Raw genomic sequence first — 18064 nt, 5'->3', positions numbered from 1 at the left:
AAGGCGCTGCGCACTAGAATCGACCCACCCGGCAGGCAGGCCGTGACACCGCCTGCCGGACAGATCGAAGGGGTTGTTTCAGAGCGGCTGACCCCGCTCTGAAACCTGTTGCTTACTCGCCGCGGATGTTGAAGTTGGCCATATGTTCCAGGCCTTTGATCAACGCCGAGTGGTCCCAGTTGCTGTCACCGATGGCCGCACAGGTGCTGAACACTTGCTGGGCGTTGGCGGTGTTGGGCAGGTTGAGGCCCAGTTCGCGCGCGCCAGCCAGGGCCAGGTTGAGGTCCTTCTGGTGCAAGCTGATACGGAAGCCTGGGTCGAAGGTGCCCTTGATCATGCGCTCACCGTGCACTTCAAGGATCTTCGAACCGGCGAAACCGCCCATCAGCGCTTCACGCACCTTGGCTGGATCGGCGCCGTTCTTGGCGGCGAACAGCAGGGCCTCGGCCACCGCCTGGATGTTCAGGGCAACGATGATCTGGTTGGCGACCTTGGCGACCTTGGCGGTCTGGCCGTCACCGTTACCGCCTACGCGGGTGATGTTCTTACCCATGGCCTGGAACAGCGGCAGGGCGCGTTCGAAGGCACTCGGGCAACCACCGACCATGATCGACAGGGTGGCCGCTTTGGCACCGACTTCACCGCCGGATACCGGGGCGTCCAGGTAAGCCGCGCCAGTGGCTTTGATTTTTTCGGCGAAGACTTTGGTGGCGGTCGGCGAGATCGAGCTCATGTCGATCACTACTTTGCCAGCGCCCACGCCTGCGGCAACGCCGTCGGCGCGGAACAGAACGTCCTCAACCTGGGGGGTGTCCGGCACCATGATGATGATGAACTCGGCTTCCTGCGCCACTTCGCGCGGGTTGGCAAGGCCGATACCGTTGTCGCCCAGCAGGTCGGCCGGAGCCTTGTCGAAGTGCTCGGAGAAGAACAGGGTGTGCCCGGCTTTCTGCAGGTTCTGCGCCATGGGCTTGCCCATGATGCCGGTGCCGATAAATCCGATTTTAGCCATGAGTAGAGTCTCCTCAGATTGCGTTGTGCGCTTTCATCCAGCCGAGGCCGGCAGCGGTGGTGGTTGCCGGCTTGTATTCACAGCCGATCCAGCCCTGGTAGCCAATGCGGTCCAGGTGCTCGAAGAGGAAGCGGTAGTTGATCTCGCCAGTGCCCGGCTCGTTGCGGCCCGGGTTGTCAGCCAACTGCACATGGTTGATCACGGAGAGATTGGTTTCGACGGTACGCGCCAGGTCACCTTCCATGATTTGCATATGGTAGATGTCGTATTGCAGGTACAGATTGCTGCTGGCGACCTTGTCGCGAATGGCCAGCGCCTGCTTCGTGGTGTTCAGGTAGAAGCCCGGGATGTCGCGGGTGTTGATCATTTCCATGACCAGCTTGATGCCCGCAGCTTGCAGTTTTTCGGCGGCAAACTTTAGGTTGTCGACAAAGGTCTGCTCGACGGTGACGCAATCCAGACCTTGCGGGCGGATACCGGCCAGGCAGTTGATCTGCGTGTTGCCCAGTACCTTGGCATAGGCGATGGCTTTGTCCACGCCAGCGCGGAATTCTTCAACGCGGTCGGGGTGGCAGGCGATACCGCGCTCACCCTTGGCCCAGTCACCGGCTGGCAGGTTGAACAGCACCTGCTCAAGCTTGTTGGCATCCAGGCGCGCTTTGATTTCTTCGGCGGCAAAATCGTAGGGAAACAGGTATTCGACACCGCTAAAACCGGCATCGGCGGCAGCGGCGAAACGGTCCATGAAGTCCACTTCGGTGAACAGCATCGACAGGTTGGCAGCAAAACGGGGCATAAAACATTCCTCGGTTGCGTAGGGTGGAAAACCGCGCAGCGTTTTCCACCTGGGAGTTGGTGGATGTGCTTCGCGACATCCACCCTACGGTTGCGTCAATCCAGCAGCGAGATGGCAGTCGGGGCGTCAACGCCGCGCTCGGCCAGTTCTTCGAACTCGTTGACGGCGTTGATTTCGGTACCCATGGAGATGTTGGTGACACGCTCCAGGATAATTTCCACCACCACCGGTACGCGGTGCTCGGCCATCAGGCGCTTGGCTTCGGCAAAGGCGTTCTGCAGTTCGTTCGGGTCGAACACGCGGATTGCCTTACAGCCCAGGCCTTCCACCACAGCAACGTGGTCAACACCGTAGCCGTTGATTTCCGGCGCGTTGATGTTCTCGAACGCCAGTTGCACGCAGTAGTCGATCTCGAAGCCGCGCTGCGCCTGACGGATCAGACCCAGGTAGGAGTTGTTCACCAGCACGTGGATGTACGGCAGGTTGAACTGCGCGCCCACCGCCAGTTCTTCGATCATGAACTGGAAGTCGTAGTCGCCGGACAGCGCCACAACCTTGCGGCTCGGGTCGGCCTTGACCACACCCAGCGCTGCCGGAATGGTCCAGCCCAGCGGGCCGGCCTGACCACAGTTGATCCAGTGACGCGGCTTGTAGACGTGCAGGAACTGCGCGCCGGCGATCTGCGACAGACCGATGGTGGTGACGTAGCAAGTGTCCTTGCCGAACGCTTCGTTCATCTCTTCGTACACGCGCTGCGGCTTGGCCGGCACGTTGTCGAAGTGGGTCTTGCGCTGCAGGGTGCGCTTACGCTCGCGGCAGCTGTCCAGCCAGGCGCTGCGATCTTTCAGCTTGCCAGCGGCTTTCCACTCGCGGGCCACTTCCAGGAAGGCGTCCAGCGCCGAACCCGCATCGGAAACGATGCCCAGGTCCGGGTTGAATACACGGCCAATCTGCGTCGGTTCGATGTCGACGTGGATGAACTTGCGGCCTTCGGTGTAGACATCAACCGAACCGGTGTGGCGGTTGGCCCAGCGGTTACCAATACCGAACACCAGGTCGGAAGCCAGCAGGGTGGCGTTACCGTAACGGTGTGAAGTCTGCAGGCCGACCATGCCGACCATCAGCTTGTGGTCATCCGGGATCACGCCCCAGCCCATCAGGGTCGGTACAACCGGCACGCCGGTCAGTTCGGCGAATTCCACTAGTTTGTCGGCGGCGTCGGCATTGAAGATACCACCACCGGCAACCAGCAATGGGCGCTCGGCGTCGTTGAGCATGGCGATGGCTTTTTCTGCCTGCACGCGGTTGGTGGCCGGTTTGGCCAGTGGCAGCGGCTCGTAGGCGTCGATGTCGAATTCAATCTCGGCCATCTGCACGTCGAACGGCAGGTCGATCAGCACCGGGCCAGGACGACCGCTGCGCATTTCATAGAAGGCTTTCTGGAAGGCGCGCGGCACTTGGCCTGGCTCCATCACGGTGGTGGCCCACTTGGTCACCGGTTTGACGATGCTGGTGATGTCGACGGCCTGGAAGTCTTCTTTGTGCATACGGGCACGCGGTGCTTGACCGGTGATGCACAGAATTGGAATGGAGTCGGCCGATGCCGAGTACAGGCCGGTCACCATGTCGGTACCTGCAGGGCCGGAAGTGCCGGAAGTGCCGATGCACACACCGATGTTGCCGGCATTGGTGCGGGTGTAACCCTCAGCCATGTGCGAGGCACCTTCGACGTGGCGAGCCAGGACGTGGTCGATACCACCGACTTTTTTCAGTGCAGCGTACAGGGGGTTGATGGCGGCGCCGGGAATGCCGAACGCAGTGTCAACGCCTTCGCGGCGCATCACCAGTACGGCGGCCTCGATTGCTCTCATTTTGGCCATTGTCTTGTGCCTCGTTCGTTATCAGATTGTATACAAAGCAGCTGGCTTTGATTCTATTCATGGCCTGACCTTCTGGTCAACACGTTTTGTCGCCAAGCCGCCGTCTGACAAAAAATCTTTTAAAACAACCGTTTTAGCTGGGGTGCTTGATCTGATGCGGAAGGCGATACGCGGAACTGTATACAAAGACTATTTGTATTGTATTCGGCTATTGAGTTTTTTGTTTCTGGTGGGATAGTGGTGGCGAGCTTTGGATTGCCCGGTTGCTGTCAATCGCCCTGTAGGCGGCGCAGCGCTGGGTGTTTCTAAGGGGCTGTTGCGGTTTCAGTCGCGGCCGCGCCGGAGCCGGTTTTTGCGCGAGGCAAGGCACGAGGAGCGTGGTTTGGTTGTTCCAAATAAGCGACGAGAAACGCCGCATCGCGCAAAAACCGGCCCGGCCCTTCGGGTTGCGCAGGAAATGGCCCCCGCTGTTGTTGCAGGACTTGGCAAGGGAACAACCATTACCTGCGTTCAGCGCCTAACCGGGGGCCATTTCTTGCTGCAACGCGGTTCGCGATGAAACGGCAACAGACCCTAATATTTATCAGCATTGAGGAAGACCCAAGATGAGTACGTTGAATCTGCAAATCGCCACCACCATCAGTAACCGCGCCCTGGCGGTCGGTCGGGAAATCTCTGCAGCGCCGTTGACCGTGGCTGTGCTGGATGCCGGCGGTCACCTGATCAGCCTGCAGCGCGAAGACGGTGCCAGCCTGTTGCGCCCACAAATCGCCATCGGCAAGGCCTGGGGTGCATTGGCGTTGGGCAAGGGCTCGCGCCTGATTGCTGCTGACGCGCAGCAGCGTCCGGCATTTATCGGCGCGGTTAACAATCTGGCAGACGGTCAATTGGTGCCGGCGCCGGGTGGTGTGCTGATTCGTGATGAGCGCGGTGAGGTGATCGGTGCAGTGGGTATCACTGGTGATACCTCGGATATCGATGAGCAGTGCGCGGTGAGTGCTGTGGAGTCGGTGGGCCTGAAGCCGGACGCGGGTATCGCCGCTTGATAGTGTGCGACTTGTAGGAGGGGCTTTAGCCGCGATAACTACGGTTAACCGCTCGCCGCTAAAGCGCCTCCTACAGGTTGCGCAGGTAATAAAAAACGGTGAATGCTTTGCGGCATTCACCGTTTTTTATTACCCAAATGGCGAAGGGCAGAGTGCTAACCCGGCTTATGCGCTGGTGACCTGCTCGGAAGGGCTGGGCTGGATTTCGTCGATCTCGCAGCCCTTGATCACCAGGCGGATGATGGTCTGCGCGGCGGCTTCGTAGTCGGCTTCATCCAGGCTGGCTTTGCCGGTGACGGTGGAAATCTGCCAGTCGAAGTCGGCGTAGGTCTGGGTTGCGGCCCAGATGCTAAACAGCAGGTGGTGCGGGTCAACCTTGGCCATCAGACCCTGGTCGATCCAGCCCTGAATGCAGGAAATATTGTGTTTGGCCTGGGCGTTGAGCTGTTCGGTCTGGTCGGCAGAGAGGTGCGGCGCACCGTGCATGATTTCGCTGGCGAACACCTTGGAAGCGAAAGGCAGTTCGCGGGAGATGCGGATCTTCGAGCGGATATAGGCGCGCAGCACGTCGGCAGGCTTGCCGGGCTGGTTGAACGGTGCGGAGGCTTCCAGCAACGGTTCAATAATGCTTTCCAGCACTTCGCGGTAGAGGTTTTCTTTCGACTTGAAGTAGTAGTAGACGTTGGGCTTGGGCACACCGGCCTTGGCGGCGATATCGCTGGTTTTGCTGGCAGCAAAGCCTTTGTCGGCGAACTCCTCACTGGCTGCGCGTAAAATCAGCTCTCTGTTACGCTCGCGAATACTGGTCATAAGCCTCTTTGCTTCTGTCGAACGCCCGTCGCTGGGCAGCGCCGGGATGGTAGCACCGGCTTTACGCGGCGCTCAAGGCTTGTGGCCTGGGCTCTGGCGGGCTATCTGACTTGCAGGTCAGGTTGTTGTATGCAAAATTTAATTTTTCTGTTTTTATCTCGCCATATGCATTCATAACAAAAAGTCTCGGCTCGATGAGCTCCAGGAGACACGTAGTGAACAATCAGCTGGTTGACCCCTTCGGTCGGCGCATCACCTATCTACGGTTATCGGTTACCGATCGCTGTGATTTCCGCTGCACCTACTGCATGAGTGAGGACATGGTGTTCGCCCCGCGCGAGCAGATCCTCAGCCTTGAAGAGCTCTATGCAGTGGCCGACGCCTTTATCGGCTTAGGGGTCAAGCGCATCCGCATCACCGGTGGCGAGCCGCTGGTGCGCAAGAACCTGCCCAGCTTGCTGAATCGCCTGGGCCAGCGTCCCGAGTTGGACGACCTGGCCATCACCACCAATGGCTCGCAACTGGCCGAGCTGGCGCCGCAACTGCGCGCGGTCGGGGTCAAGCGCCTGAATGTCAGCCTGGATTCGCTGCAGCGAGAGCGCTTTGCCGCCTTTACCCGTCGGGACAAACTCGATCAAGTGCTGGAAGACATCGAGGTGGCGCGCGCGGCGGGTTTTCGCAAGATAAAACTCAACGCCGTGGTGCAGAAAAACCGTAACGATGACGAAGTGCTCGACTTGGTCGAGTTCGCCATGGCGCGCGGCCTGGACATCAGTTTTATCGAAGAAATGCCGCTGGGCAGTATTTCCAGCCATCAGCGCAAGCAGACCTTCTGCTCCAGCGATGAGGTGCGTGAACGCATCGAACAGCGTTATGCCCTAGTGCGTAGCAGCAAGCTGACCGGTGGGCCGTCGCGCTACTGGCAGGTGGTTGGCAGCGACACCCAGGTCGGTTTTATCTCGCCCCATAGCCATAACTTCTGCGGCGACTGCAACCGCGTGCGGGTGACCGCTGAAGGCAAGCTGGTGCTCTGCCTGGGTCATGAGAATGCCCTGGACCTGAAAAGTCTGATGCGTGCCCACCCAGGTGATAGTCAGCGTCTGCGTGAGGCCCTGATGCAGGCTTTACAGTTGAAGCCTGAGCGTCATCACTTCGAGAGCGATGCCCAGGTGCAGGTGATTCGCTTTATGAGCATGACCGGTGGCTAGCCCTTAGCCGTTTCTTCACCGCCTTGGGCGGTTTCATTTGTTTCACTCTCACAATCTAAACAGGAGGTTTGCTGTGAAGCCCTTGCACGTCTGCAGTTTGTTCGCCGTTGTCTGTTCCAGCGCGGTCAGCGCTGAAAGTTATGTGATCGGTGTAGAGAAGCTGGCCTTTGCGCCGCACTACAGCATCGATGCGCAAGGCCAGTACCAGGGTTTTGCCCGTGAGCTGTTCGACCTGTTCGCGCAGACCAGTGGGGTGGAGTTGAGCTACAAGGTGCTGCCTGTTGAGCAGCTGTTGCCCGCGCTGCTCAGCGGCCAGGTGGATTTCAAATACCCCGACAGTGAAACCTGGGCCCAGGAGCAGAAGGCCGGCAAGACCCTGAGCTACAGCCAAGGTGTAGTCGAGTATGTCGATGGTGTACTGGTTGCGCCGCAGTGCCACGGTCAGCCCATTGAGCAGATCAAGCGCCTGGCTATGGTCAACGGCTGGACGCCTTGGGGCTATCAGGAGCGGATCGATGCCGGCCAGATCGAGCTGACCTACAGCGATGATCTGCGCCAGATGATTCGCCAGGCGTTGAAGAAGGACACTGACGGTGCCTATTTCAACGTGGTGGTGGCCACTCATTACCTGGACAACATTCGCGCCCGGCCTGGCGCCCTAGTATTTGATCCGACGCTGCCGCACAACCGTGGCAGCTTCAAGCTTTCAACCCTCGAGCACACGGCCTTGATGCAGCGTTTTGACCGTTTTCTGGTCGAGCAGAAAAGTGAGATTGCTGCGCTGAAAAACCAGTACAAGGTCGAAGCTAATCTGGACCCCGAGCGCATCGGTCTGGAGCAATGGAAGCTGGATTTCCTAGAGCGGAAAAAGCTTAAGGAAGCGCAGTCGCAGTGATGTGATGAACCAACAAAAACCGCTCCATTGAGCGGTTTTTTTCTGCGCGTAACCGTGCCGTGGGTATAGGCGTGGGCCACGTCCGCGAAAAAGCTGATAGCGGCCATAAACCGCTCTACAGGCAATAAAAAGGGGGTGGCAGCACTGCCATCCCCTTTGGTTGCGGAGGCCGCCTACCCGGCGATCCGCATTAAGCGCAGCGGCTTAGAAGTGATACTTGACCAGCGCTTGCACGGCGGTCTGATCGAAGCCATTGGTGGAGCCGTCAATTGGCTTGATGCCGTACTTGTTGTGCCACATGTTCAGCTCGGTACCGACATACAACTTACGACCTTCACCGAACAGCGCCTTGCCCGCATCCCATTTGATCTGGATCGAGGAGCCGACCGACGTCTGGGTGTCGGCATCGCTGGACGGGGCGCGCCAGTCGATATAGCCGTCGACCACAAAGTCCTGTTCGCCAATGGCGAACGGATAGGCGCCGCTTACGGTCAGCTGATAGGTGTGGCCGTTGCCCTTGTCCGATGCCTTGAAGTCATGATCGAAGAAGATGTGGTTGTTGACCTTCACCGCATACAGATTGGCATTCAGGTAGGCGAAGCCTGGAGCGTTCCAGGCAGTGCCGATGCCATACAGGTAGTTTTCGGTGCCTGGGCCGCCGTTGCCTTTTTCATAGGTAAAGGCGGCGTAGACATCCTTCAGTGGACCTACGGACAGATCCTGGCCGGTCAGCCAGCTGAGGCTGACGCGTGGCGAAAACTCCATGTAGTAGAAGCTGCTTTTCTCTTTGACCTTGAGGTTGCCAAAGTTGCTGCCACGCGCCTGGCTGTTGTCGGCATCGATGTAGTCGAGGAAGAAAAAGGTGTCGCCCCAGGTCCATCCGCTGGCGTTTTCCAAGGTGAAGGTACTCTGCGAACGCTGCTCTTCGGCGTTATTGTTCAGGCGCTGGAAGTTGCTGCCGTAGAGGTAGGAGAGGCTGGTGTCTTGCCAGAGGAAGGCATCGCTGGCCAAGGCTTGTTGACCGGAAAACAGTCCGACCGCGAGGGCGATGCTATAGGGCAGGTGCTTCAGTTTCATCATGGGTTCCTTATTATTGGACTTACAAGCTTTCTTGAGCCTGCGGTGAACCGCAGGCTCAGTGAGGCAAAGAGGTGGTGGTTCAGCTGGTGCGCGGTGCCACGTTGAGTGCGTTGCGGCTGTTGTCCGGCGTATCGGCGTCACTGCCGTCCTGCGGGTTTTGCAGCACGGTGTGCAGATGGGCTTCGGGGTCGTAGTCGTTTTCTTCCAGCTGCAGGTGCTCTTCTGGCAAGAAGATGTTCAGCACAATGGCGCTGAAGGCACCGATGGTGATGGGCGAGCCGAAGATGTTCTTCAGCGCATCGGGCATCTGCGAGAGCACTTCCGGCACGGCTGCAACGCCCAGGCCGAGGCCTAGAGAGATAGCCACAATCAGTACATTGCGCCGATGCAGGCCCGCCTCGGTAAGAATCTTGATGCCAGCGACGGCCACGGTGCCGAACATGATCAGGGTGGCGCCACCGAGAACCGGTTTCGGCATCAGCTGCAATACCGCGCCCACTGCTGGGAACAGACCCAGCAACACCAGGATGCCAGCGATATAGAAGGCCACGTGGCGGCTGGCTACGCCGGTCAGCTGAATCACGCCGTTGTTCTGGCTGAAGGTGGTCATTGGCAGGCTGTTGAACATTGCCGCGATGGCCGAGTTACAGCCATCGGCCAATACGCCGGATTTGATTCGACGCATATAAAGCGGGCCTTTGACCGGCTGCTTGGAAATGATCGAGTTGGCCGTCAGGTCGCCTGCGGTTTCCAACGGGGTGATCAGGAAGATCACTGCAATTGGCACAAACGCTACCCAGTCAAAGTTGAAACCGTATTTGAACGGTACGGGGATGCTGACCAGTGGCACGTCAGCCATATTGGCGAAATCCACCTTGCCGGTGAACCAGGCTACGCCAAAGCCCAGCGCCAGGCCGATGATCACGGCCGACAGGCGCACGACCTGCGATGGGAAACGGTTGAGGATCACAATGGTGACCAGCACCAGGCCACCGAGACCCAGGTGGTGCAGGGCGCCGAGGTCCGCAGCGCCGTAGCCGCCAGCGATATCGGTCATGGCCACCTTGATCAGCGGCAAGCCCATCAAGCAGATGATGGTACCGGTGACGACTGGGGTGATGGCACGGCGCAGTTTGTTGATGAACTGGCTGAAGGCGATCTCGACAAAGGCTGCGCAGAAGCACACGCCAAAGATCGTCGAGAGAATTTCCTCCTCGCTGCCGCCACGGCCCTTGACGATCAACCCGGCGCTGAGAATCACGCTGAGAAAACCGAAGCTGGTGCCCTGCAGGCACAGCAAGCCGGAGCCGACCGGGCCGATGCTGGCGTCCGGGCTTCCGGCGTCCTGGCCCAGGTCGAAGGCCTTCTCCGCGACCCAGGGCGAGTGCTCGTAGATGTCGGCAAAGACCTTTACGAAGTCTTCACGGCTTAGGCGGGACGGAGTCAGGGTTTGAAAACGGCTCATTTCGAGCTCTCCTTGGATGGCTCTTGCAGCGGATGGGTCGCGTGCCAGTGTTTGGCGATGTCGACGCGGCGGGCGCACCAGACTTTTTCGTGGCTTTGCACGTATTCCAGGAAGCGCGCCAGCGAAGCCAGGCGTGCCGGGCGACCGAGCAGGCGGCAGTGCATGCCGATCGAGAGCATTTTCGGTGCGCCGGCAACGCCTTCGGCATACAGCACATCGAAGGCGTCTTTCAGGTACTCGAAGAAGTCATCGCCCTTGTTGAAACCCTGCACCTGAGTGAAGCGCATGTCGTTGGTGTCGAGTGTGTACGGGATCACCAGGTGCGGTTTGTCCACGGTGCTGGCCGGGTCCCAGTACGGCAGGTCGTCGTCGTAGGTGTCGCTGTCATACAGGAAGCCACCTTCTTCACGTACCAGGCGGCGGGTGTTCGGGCCGAGGCGGCCGGTGTACCAGCCCACCGGGCGTTCGCCGGTCAGTTCAGTGAGGATGCGAATGGCTTCGAGCATATGCTCGCGCTCATCGGCCTCGCTCATGTTCTGGTAGTCAATCCAGCGATAGCCGTGGCTGCAGATCTCGTGGCCGGCGTCGGCCATCGCCTTGATCGCGTCCGGATGACGCTGCGCAGCCATGGCCACAGCAAAAATGGTCAGCGGGATGTTGTGTTTCTGGAACAGGTTGAGCAAACGCCAGACGCCAGCACGACTGCCATACTCGTAGAGCGATTCCATGCACAGATTGCGCTGGCCCTGCAGCGGTTGGGCTGCGACCATTTCGGAGAGAAACGCTTCGGACTCCTTGTCGCCGTGCAGGATGTTGCGTTCGCCACCTTCCTCGTAATTGAGCACAAAGGACAAAGCGATGCGTGCATCGTTCGGCCAGTGCGGGTGGGGCGGGTTGTTGGCGTAACCGATCAGGTCGCGTGGGTAGTCAGCGCTCACTGCAGTCTTCCTTCTTGCTGTTTGTGGCGGTCATTGGGCAGGCATAAATGCGTTGCACGACCGTGATTGGCTGATTGTATACAAAGTGCTTTGCATCTTGTAAATCTAAAATTCACTTATTTTGTGAAATTTTTCCTTAATGCTGAATCTGTCCGAATCGTCAGCTGTTTCTGTGCAAAAGCAGTGTTAGCAAGCACTTATGGCAAATTTACTGCCCGCTTATGGTGCGCAAAGTGGGCTTGATGAGTGCTTTATTGTGTACACTTTTTTGTGAAAGTGTCTTATTTTTGATTTTCAACATGCTATGCTTGAGCTCAGTCGAGGCTGCTTAGCCTGATAAATCTGCCGAATTCAATAAAAGTAGAGGAGGTACGGTACCTGCGTTGGCATATCTGCGTAGGCGCCCATAAGCGATGGGACGATTGACCACACACGTACTGGATGCCGCCCATGGTTGCCCGGGCAGCGAATTGAAGATTGAGTTGTACCGCGTTGAAGGGGCTCAGATGGAGCTGCTCAACAGCGTTGTCACCAACCATGACGGCCGCTGTGATGCGCCAGTGCTGCAAGGTGACAATTACCGCAGCGGGGTGTACCAGCTGCATTTCCATGCAGGCGATTACTACCGCGCACGCGGCGTCAAATTGCCAGAGCAGGCGTTTCTGGATGTCGTGGTGCTGCGCTTCGGCATCGATGCCGGGCAGGAGCATTACCACGTGCCGCTGCTGATTTCCCCTTACAGCTACTCCACCTACCGCGGTAGCTGAACCGAATGCTTGTCACCCTCTGACTCAATTTAAGAGTCCCTAGCCCGCCCACACTGCGGGCTTTTTTTTGCCTGCGATTCGGGTTGCGGCCATACACCTGGATGCAGAACGCTTTTTGTAGCCTGGAGGCAATCCGGAGAGATGTCAGCGAGCGGTGAGCTACGTCTGGATCTACCTACGGACCGTGCGTCTGGGGCCGGCGTTGGGCTTCGCAGGCTCAGCGCCAACCTACTTTGCGTGGAATGCTTTTGTAGGTTGGTGCTGAGCGTAGCGAAGCCCAACAAATAAGACCCGGTCTACCTGCTTAGCAACGAAGCTGCACCTGCACCGCCAAACAAGGCAGCGCTGATGCGGTTGAACCACACCTGGCCCTTGCCCGAGCGCAGGTAGCGCGCGGCGCCCTGGGCGCTGAGGCCGTAAAACAGCTTGCAACACAGATCGAGCACCGCCCAGGTGGCGATCATCACCAGCAGCTGGCCCAGCATGGGCCGTTCAGCGCTGATGAACTGCGGCAGGAAGGCGGCAAAGAACAGAATGTCCTTGGGGTTGCTGGCGCCAAGGCCGAAGGCCTTCCAGAACATGGCGCGAAAGCTCGGATTGACCGGCTGCTCTTCCGCCGTCACCGGTTTGGCGGCTTTGCGCGATTCCTGCCAGCTCTGCCAGGCGAGGTTGAACAGGTACAGCGCGCCGACCAGCTTCAGCAGGCTGAACAGCTGCTCCGAAGCCAGTAGCAGTGCGCCAAGGCCAAGGGCTGAAGCACTCAATAAACAGATAGAAGCAGACACCCCGCCAATAAAGGCCGGGGCCGAGCGGCGCAGGCCGTAGTTGAGGCTGTTGCTGACCATCAACAGTGATAGTGGCCCCGGGATCAGAATCACCACCAGTGCAGCGCTTCCGAACAACAGCCAGGTTTCCAGGCTCATGAGCGATTCTCCAGATGCGCAAAAGCCCCGACGCGCGCGCCGGGGCTTGGTTACTCGCCGGCCAACCTTACAGGAAGGCGAACTTGGCGATAAAAATGATGCACAGAACGTACAGGCTTACCGATACCTTGTCGCGCTGACCGGTCAGCAGTTTCAGCGTCGCATAGGTCAGGAAGCCCAGGGCAATACCGTTGGCGATGGAGAAAGTCAGCGGCATCATGACCACGGTGACGATCGCCGGGATGGTGTCGGTGTGATCTTTCCAGTCGATATGCGCCATGCCGCTCATCATCAGCATCGCTACATAGATCAGTGCGCCAGCGGTGGCGTAGGCGGGGATCATGCCGGCCAGCGGGGCAAAGAACATCGCGCAGAGAAACAGCACGCCCACAGCAACAGCGGTCAGGCCGGTACGGCCACCGGCAGCAACGCCTGCAGCACTTTCCACATAGCTGGTTACCGGTGGGCAGCCGACCATGGCACCAACCACGCTGGAGGTACTGTCAGCCTTGAGGGCCTTGGACAGGTTCTGGATCTTGCCGTCTTCATCCACCAGGTTGGCGCGATGGGCAACGCCCATCAGGGTGCCAGCGGTGTCGAACATGTTGACGAAGAGGAAGGCCAGAATCACGCTGACCATGGCAACGTTGAAGGCACCTGCGATGTCCATGGCCATAAAGGTCGGAGCAAGGCTCGGTGGCATGGAAACCAGGCCGTTGTATTCAACCAGGCCCAGTGCCCAGCCCAGAGCGGTGACGCCGAGCATGCTGAACAGAATGGCGCCAAACACGTTGCGGTGACTCAGCACGGCAATCAGCAGAAAGCATACGGCCGCCAGGATCGCGCTCGGTTCACCGAACGAACCCATGGTCAGCAGCGTTGCTGGGCTGTCGACAACGATGCCAGCAGTCTTCAGACCGATCAGCCCGAGGAACAGACCCACCCCCGCACCCATGGCAAAACGCAGACTCATGGGAATGCTGTTGAGCAGCCATTCGCGGATCTTCGACAGGCTCATGATCATGAACAGCACGCCGGAGATGAATACCGCGCCGAGGGCGATCTGCCAGCTGTAGCCCATTTCGCCGACCACGGTGTAGGTAAAAAAGGCATTCAAGCCCATGCCGGGTGCCAGGCCAACTGGCCAGTTGGCATACAGCCCCATCAGGAAGCAACCGATGGCTGCGCCAATGCAGGTGGCGACAAAGGCTGCGCCATGGTCGACGCCGGCCGAAGCCATGATGTTGGGGTTAACGAAGATGATGTAAGCCATGGTGACGAAAGTCGTCAGGCCCGCCAGCAGCTCGGTTTTGATTGTGGTGCGGTGTTCGGTCAGCTTGAAGAAGCGGTCAAGCAGACCGGGTTTGATCAGGTCTTGCATCTGCGTCGCCTGTTGTTCTTGTTTAGCGCTTTCCACAGGGGTACTCCTCATCTCTTGTTGTGTGCCACCCAGAGCCTGTGCTGCGCACTGCTCGACTCTTGAGGTAGGTGGTGTTTTTTTGCCTTGCTGTCGTGCTTAGCTGACCTATCGGTCAATAAATAACACTGAGGCCGATTATGATGTTGTATACAAAAAAAGCAAATAATGTTTCTGGTTAAAATTCGGTATGCACACGGTTTTTTCACCTATGGATTAGCCGTGCTTTCTACGCTGTGTATCGGAGTGTTCACCAATGCAGTCAGGCAAAGCGCTTACAGCACCTTGATTGGCGGCGGTTCAGCATTATTTGCCGCTGTGTTGGTGCAGAAATGGCGAGCCGTCTTGAGCGTTGCTAAGCAGATTCTCGAACAAGGAAAAGGCTGCATATAAGCAATTATTCTGGTCACTTCGGATGAGGCGGCCGAGGAATGCGCCTGGAAAGCGCGTGCAAATGCACGTTTGCACGACCGTTATGCATTGGTAGCGGTGTACGCATTGATCACATTGTGTACAATGCAAGGGCTTTTTACTGATGTGCTGCTTGCCAGAAGGCGGGGGAGACACAGTAGAGTTGCATCAGCAACCGCCGAATCCAGATCACGCGAGCCACAATGAACGAACAATTGCAGCCCCTTAAGAAGCAGACGCGCGAAGGCAAGAGCACTCGCAGCGGGACTCAGGACGATGTCGTTTACGCCCATATCTTCGATGCCATTCTCGAGCAGCGTCTAGCTCCTGGCACCAAGCTCAGTGAAGAAGCGCTCGGTGAAATCTTCGGCGTCAGTCGCACCATTATTCGTCGTGCACTGTCACGCTTGGCCCATGAAGGCGTGGTTCTGCTGCGCCCGAACCGTGGCGCGGTGGTGGCCAGCCCGGGGGCCGAAGAAGCCCGGCAAATCTTCTATGTGCGCCGCATGATCGAGCGGGCGATTACCGAATTGGCCTGCAAGAATGCCAAGCCGGAGCAGATTGCCGCGCTGCGCCAGATGGTGATCGATGAGCGCGACTGTTTCGCCCGTGGTGACCGTGGCATGGGTATTCGCCTGTCGGGTGAGTTCCACCTGAAACTCGCGGAAGCAGCCGGTAACCTGACCCTGCTGGGTTTTCTGCGCAGCCTGATTTCGCAGACCTCGCTGATCATCGCCCTGTACGAAAGCAACAGCCGCACCCATTGCTCGGATGCCGAGCATGATCAGGTGATTGATGCCATCGAAGCCGGCAACGTTGAAGTGGCCGTGGATCTGATGATGCGCCATATGGACAGCGTTGACGCCAAGCTCAATCTGGATGGCGAGACCGCCTCCGATGACCTGCACGCGGTGTTCTCGCACCTGTTGCCGGGTAGCAAGAAGAAAGCTGCAAGTCGTTAAGCAGCGTAACCGGCATCAACAAAAAGCCCGCTTAATCAGCGGGCTTTTTTGTGGTGGTGGTTTATCAACCAGGCTTAGTCGCGGAGATGCACTGACTGGCCGGCGGCGAAGGTTTCCTTCACTGCGCGGTCATCGCCGAGCATGGTCAGGGCGAAGAGTTTTTCGTCCAGGGTTTTGGCCTGTTGCATGCGGTAGCTGATCAGCGGTGTGGCGTTGTAGTCGAGCACCACAAAGTCGGCGTCTTTGCCGCTTGCGAAGTTGCCAATCTTGTCGTCCAGGTACAGCGCATTGGCACCGCCGAGTGTGGCCAGGTACAGCGACTTGAACGGGTCGAGCTTCTTGCCCTGCAGTTGCATCACCTTGTAGGCCTCGTTCAGCGATTGCAGCTGGCTGAAGCTGGTGCCTGCACCGACATCGGTGCCTAGGCCGACGCGCACGCCATGCGCTTCCAGCTTGTTCAAATCGAACAGACCGCTGCCGAGGAACAGGTTGGAAGTCGGGCAGAAGGCCACGGCCGAACCGGTTTCGGCCAGGCGTTTGCATTCTTCGTCGCACAGGTGCACGCCGTGGGCGAATACCGAGCGGGCGCCGATCAGCTGGTAGTGGTCGTACACATCCAGATAGCACTTGCGCTCGGGGAACAGTGCCTTGACCCATTCAATTTCCTTGTGGTTTTCAGAGAGGTGGGTGTGCATATACAGGTTCGGGTACTCGCCCAGCAGCTTGCCGGCCAGGGTCAGTTGCTCCGGGGTACTGGTCGGGGCGAAGCGTGGTGTTACCGCGTAATGCAGGCGGCCCTTACCGTGCCAGCGCTCGATCAGCTCCTTACTGTCGGCGTAGCCGGATTCCGGTGTATCGGTCAGGTAGTCCGGGGCGTTGCGGTCCATCAGCACTTTGCCGGCGATCATGCGCAGGTTCAGCGCTTGGGCGGCTTCGAAGAAGGCGTCTACCGATTGCTTGTGCACCGTGCCGAACACCAGCGCGGTGGTGGTGCCATTGCGCAGCAGCTCTTTCAGGAAAATACCGGCCACATCCGCAGCATGGGCCTTGTCGGCAAACTGCTGTTCGGTGGGGAAGGTATAGGTGTTCAGCCAATCCAGCAGCTGTTCGCCGTAGGATGCGATCATCCCGGTTTGCGGGTAGTGGATATGGGTGTCGATAAAACCGGGGGTGATCAGCGCGTCGCGGTATTCGGTGATTTCCACGCCCTTGAGCGTTGGCAGCAGGTCGGCGGCATGGCCGACTTTGGCCACTTGACCGTTATCGACGACCAGCACACCGTCTTCGAAATACTCATAGGGATCCTCTGAAGTAGCCATGCATTTCTGGCTGACGTCAGCCTCTGCTGATTTCGAAAGTGATAAATCGATCAAAAACGATCAGATTACCGGCTCATTTCTGTGTTTTTAGCCGCCGCGAGCACCTCGCGGCAGCCATTTCCAGCATTACGGGCGCACCTCTCCTGCATTCGTCAGTAAATGTCGGCGCGCCATCCACAGATTTGACAGCGCGAATAAAGTCACCAGTTGCGCCGTGTTTTTGACCAGGCCACGGAAGCGCGTCTTCACATAACCGAACTGACGCTTGATCACCCGAAACGGATGCTCGACCTTGGCTCGCACTTGGGCCTTGGCCTTCTCGATTTTGCGCTTGGCTTTGTACAGCGCGCTGCGCTTACCGAGTTTCTTGTAAGTGCTACGCCGTGCTGCAACCTGCCAGATCACTTGACGGCCCTCATGCTCGGGGCGCTTCTCGACACCGGTATATCCGGCATCGGCCCCCACCATGTTTTCCTCGCCGTGCAGCAGCTTATCGACCTGGGTGACATCCGCCACGTTGGCGGCAGTACCCACCACGCTGTGCACCAAGCCAGACTCGTCATCCACCCCGATGTGCGCCTTCATGCCGAAGTAATACTGATTGCCTTTCTTGGTTGAGTGCATCTCAGGGTCACGCTTACCGTTCTTGTTCTTGGTTGAACTCGGCGCGTTGATCAGCGTGGCATCGACGATGGTGCCTTGGCGCAGCGACAAACCACGGTCACCCAGGTAGCCATTGATCACGGCCAGGATGCCGGCAGCCAGTTCGTGTTTTTCCAGCAAGCGGCGGAAGTTGAGGATGGTGGTTTCGTCAGGAATGCGCTCCAGAGTCAGCCCGGCAAACTGGCGTAGGATGGTGGTCTCGTACAGCGCCTCTTCCATCGCCGGGTCGCTGTAACCGAACCAGTTTTGCATCAGATGCACTCGCAGCATCGCCATCAGCGGATAGGACGGTCGGCCGCCTTCACCCTTTGGATAATGCGGCTCGATCAAAGCGATCAACCCTTTCCATGGCACTACCCGATCCATCTCGATCAGGAACAATTCTTTGCGGGTCTGCTTGCGCTTGCCGGCATACTCGGCGTCGGCGAAGGTCATCTGCTTCATCGGAAAACTCGGCGGGTGGAGTGCGGAT

The 18064-nt window shown here is 58.4% G+C and carries 15 protein-coding genes and 3 pseudogenes; 6 read left to right on the top strand and 12 right to left on the bottom strand.

Going from position 1 to position 18064, the window contains the following annotated elements; translation table 11 throughout:
- Nucleotides 1–112 precede the first annotated feature (112 nt).
- The 3 genes from BLW24_RS20880 to gcl all read right to left on the bottom strand — a co-directional run bounded on the left by BLW24_RS20880 (nt 113) and on the right by gcl (nt 3688).
- Nucleotides 113–1012 (bottom strand): 2-hydroxy-3-oxopropionate reductase, encoded by a 900-nt coding sequence (locus BLW24_RS20880; protein ID WP_090386581.1) that lies wholly within the window; start codon nt 1010–1012, stop codon nt 113–115.
- A gap of 13 nt (nt 1013–1025) precedes the next feature.
- Nucleotides 1026–1808 (bottom strand): hydroxypyruvate isomerase, encoded by a 783-nt coding sequence (hyi, locus tag BLW24_RS20875; protein WP_090386579.1) that lies wholly within the window; start codon nt 1806–1808, stop codon nt 1026–1028.
- Between the two features lie 95 nt (nt 1809–1903).
- The gene (gene gcl / locus BLW24_RS20870) at nt 1904–3688 is read right to left on the bottom strand and encodes a glyoxylate carboligase (protein ID WP_090386577.1); all 1785 of its coding nucleotides are present in this window, start codon (nt 3686–3688) and stop codon (nt 1904–1906) included.
- A gap of 605 nt (nt 3689–4293) precedes the next feature.
- Between gcl and BLW24_RS20865 the strand changes: the two genes are divergently transcribed.
- Entirely contained in the window at nt 4294–4734 is a 441-nt protein-coding gene (locus BLW24_RS20865) for a GlcG/HbpS family heme-binding protein (RefSeq protein WP_090386575.1), read from the top strand.
- A gap of 165 nt (nt 4735–4899) precedes the next feature.
- Here the strand turns inward: BLW24_RS20865 and BLW24_RS20860 are convergent, their stop codons facing one another.
- Nucleotides 4900–5544: a TetR/AcrR family transcriptional regulator gene (locus tag BLW24_RS20860; protein ID WP_090386572.1), complete on the bottom strand. Its 645-nt coding sequence runs from the start codon at nt 5542–5544 to the stop codon at nt 4900–4902.
- A gap of 215 nt (nt 5545–5759) precedes the next feature.
- On the opposite strand from BLW24_RS20860, the gene moaA reads away from it, so the two are divergent.
- Together moaA and BLW24_RS20850 are read left to right on the top strand one after the other, a co-directional pair.
- Nucleotides 5760–6752 carry a GTP 3',8-cyclase MoaA gene (moaA, locus tag BLW24_RS20855; protein ID WP_420875009.1) on the top strand — a complete coding sequence of 331 codons (993 nt, stop codon included), beginning with the start codon at nt 5760–5762 and terminating at the stop codon, nt 6750–6752.
- 73 nt (nt 6753–6825) lie between these two features.
- Nucleotides 6826–7647, top strand: coding sequence for a transporter substrate-binding domain-containing protein (locus BLW24_RS20850; RefSeq protein WP_090386569.1), 822 nt, complete (start codon nt 6826–6828; stop codon nt 7645–7647).
- A 204-nt stretch (nt 7648–7851) separates the two neighbouring features.
- Here BLW24_RS20850 and BLW24_RS20845 read toward each other — a convergent pair whose 3' ends face one another.
- From BLW24_RS20845 to puuE, 4 genes and pseudogenes are all read right to left on the bottom strand, one after another.
- Nucleotides 7852–8724 carry an outer membrane protein OmpK gene (locus BLW24_RS20845; protein WP_090386567.1) on the bottom strand — a complete coding sequence of 291 codons (873 nt, stop codon included), beginning with the start codon at nt 8722–8724 and terminating at the stop codon, nt 7852–7854.
- 82 nt (nt 8725–8806) lie between these two features.
- Nucleotides 8807–10048: pseudogene (locus BLW24_RS20840) on the bottom strand (nucleobase:cation symporter-2 family protein); the annotation flags it as partial.
- 21 nt (nt 10049–10069) lie between these two features.
- Nucleotides 10070–10192, bottom strand: a pseudogene (locus tag BLW24_RS26090) (2-oxo-4-hydroxy-4-carboxy-5-ureidoimidazoline decarboxylase); the annotation flags it as partial.
- Complete coding sequence (gene puuE, locus BLW24_RS20835) at nt 10189–11130, bottom strand: allantoinase PuuE (RefSeq protein ID WP_090386565.1); 942 nt, start codon at nt 11128–11130, stop codon at nt 10189–10191. The gene puuE and the pseudogene BLW24_RS26090, both read right to left, overlap by 4 nt.
- 413 nt (nt 11131–11543) lie before the next feature.
- On the opposite strand from puuE, the gene uraH reads away from it, so the two are divergent.
- On the top strand, nt 11544–11897 hold the full coding sequence (gene uraH / locus BLW24_RS20830; protein ID WP_090386563.1) for a hydroxyisourate hydrolase: 354 nt from the start codon (nt 11544–11546) through the stop codon (nt 11895–11897).
- A gap of 296 nt (nt 11898–12193) precedes the next feature.
- Here the strand turns inward: uraH and BLW24_RS20825 are convergent, their stop codons facing one another.
- Both BLW24_RS20825 and BLW24_RS20820 read right to left on the bottom strand, forming a co-directional pair.
- Nucleotides 12194–12820 (bottom strand): LysE family translocator, encoded by a 627-nt coding sequence (locus BLW24_RS20825; protein ID WP_090386561.1) that lies wholly within the window; start codon nt 12818–12820, stop codon nt 12194–12196.
- 67 nt (nt 12821–12887) lie between these two features.
- On the bottom strand, nt 12888–14237 hold the full coding sequence (locus BLW24_RS20820; RefSeq protein ID WP_394236665.1) for an NCS2 family permease: 1350 nt from the start codon (nt 14235–14237) through the stop codon (nt 12888–12890).
- Between the two features lie 168 nt (nt 14238–14405).
- Between BLW24_RS20820 and BLW24_RS25765 the strand changes: the two genes are divergently transcribed.
- Nucleotides 14406–14630 (top strand): hypothetical protein, encoded by a 225-nt coding sequence (locus BLW24_RS25765; RefSeq protein WP_139272725.1) that lies wholly within the window; start codon nt 14406–14408, stop codon nt 14628–14630.
- Between the two features lie 221 nt (nt 14631–14851).
- Entirely contained in the window at nt 14852–15610 is a 759-nt protein-coding gene (locus BLW24_RS20815) for a GntR family transcriptional regulator (RefSeq protein WP_090253579.1), read from the top strand.
- A gap of 74 nt (nt 15611–15684) precedes the next feature.
- On the opposite strand, the pseudogene guaD reads toward BLW24_RS20815, so the two are convergent.
- Nucleotides 15685–16917 (bottom strand): annotated as a pseudogene (gene guaD, locus BLW24_RS20810) (guanine deaminase); the annotation flags it as partial.
- A gap of 138 nt (nt 16918–17055) precedes the next feature.
- A complete protein-coding gene (locus BLW24_RS20805) occupies nt 17056–18036 on the bottom strand; it encodes an IS5 family transposase (protein ID WP_090375326.1) in 981 nt (326 codons plus the stop codon).
- Between the last annotated feature and the right edge of the window lie 28 nt (nt 18037–18064).

The sequence above is a fragment of the Pseudomonas anguilliseptica genome (assembly GCF_900105355.1).
Taxonomy (GTDB): domain Bacteria; phylum Pseudomonadota; class Gammaproteobacteria; order Pseudomonadales; family Pseudomonadaceae; genus Aquipseudomonas; species Aquipseudomonas anguilliseptica.
Note: the sequence above shows the minus strand (reverse complement) of the source record. Positions and strands in the feature narration are given on the sequence as shown.

Bases quoted from the DNA above. Each gene is read 5' to 3' on its own strand.
- BLW24_RS20880 (WP_090386581.1), bottom strand. From the start codon at position 1,012: ATGGCTAAAATCGGATTTATCGGCACCGGCATCATGGGCAAGCCCATG.
- hyi (WP_090386579.1), bottom strand. From the start codon at position 1,808: ATGCCCCGTTTTGCTGCCAACCTGTCGATGCTGTTCACCGAAGTGGAC.
- gcl (WP_090386577.1), bottom strand. From the start codon at position 3,688: ATGGCCAAAATGAGAGCAATCGAGGCCGCCGTACTGGTGATGCGCCGC.
- BLW24_RS20865 (WP_090386575.1), top strand. From the start codon at position 4,294: ATGAGTACGTTGAATCTGCAAATCGCCACCACCATCAGTAACCGCGCC.
- BLW24_RS20860 (WP_090386572.1), bottom strand. From the start codon at position 5,544: ATGACCAGTATTCGCGAGCGTAACAGAGAGCTGATTTTACGCGCAGCC.
- BLW24_RS20845 (WP_090386567.1), bottom strand. From the start codon at position 8,724: ATGAAACTGAAGCACCTGCCCTATAGCATCGCCCTCGCGGTCGGACTG.
- uraH (WP_090386563.1), top strand. From the start codon at position 11,544: ATGGGACGATTGACCACACACGTACTGGATGCCGCCCATGGTTGCCCG.
- BLW24_RS20825 (WP_090386561.1), bottom strand. From the start codon at position 12,820: ATGAGCCTGGAAACCTGGCTGTTGTTCGGAAGCGCTGCACTGGTGGTG.
- BLW24_RS25765 (WP_139272725.1), top strand. From the start codon at position 14,406: ATGTTTCTGGTTAAAATTCGGTATGCACACGGTTTTTTCACCTATGGA.
- BLW24_RS20815 (WP_090253579.1), top strand. From the start codon at position 14,852: ATGAACGAACAATTGCAGCCCCTTAAGAAGCAGACGCGCGAAGGCAAG.
- BLW24_RS20805 (WP_090375326.1), bottom strand. From the start codon at position 18,036: ATGAAGCAGATGACCTTCGCCGACGCCGAGTATGCCGGCAAGCGCAAG.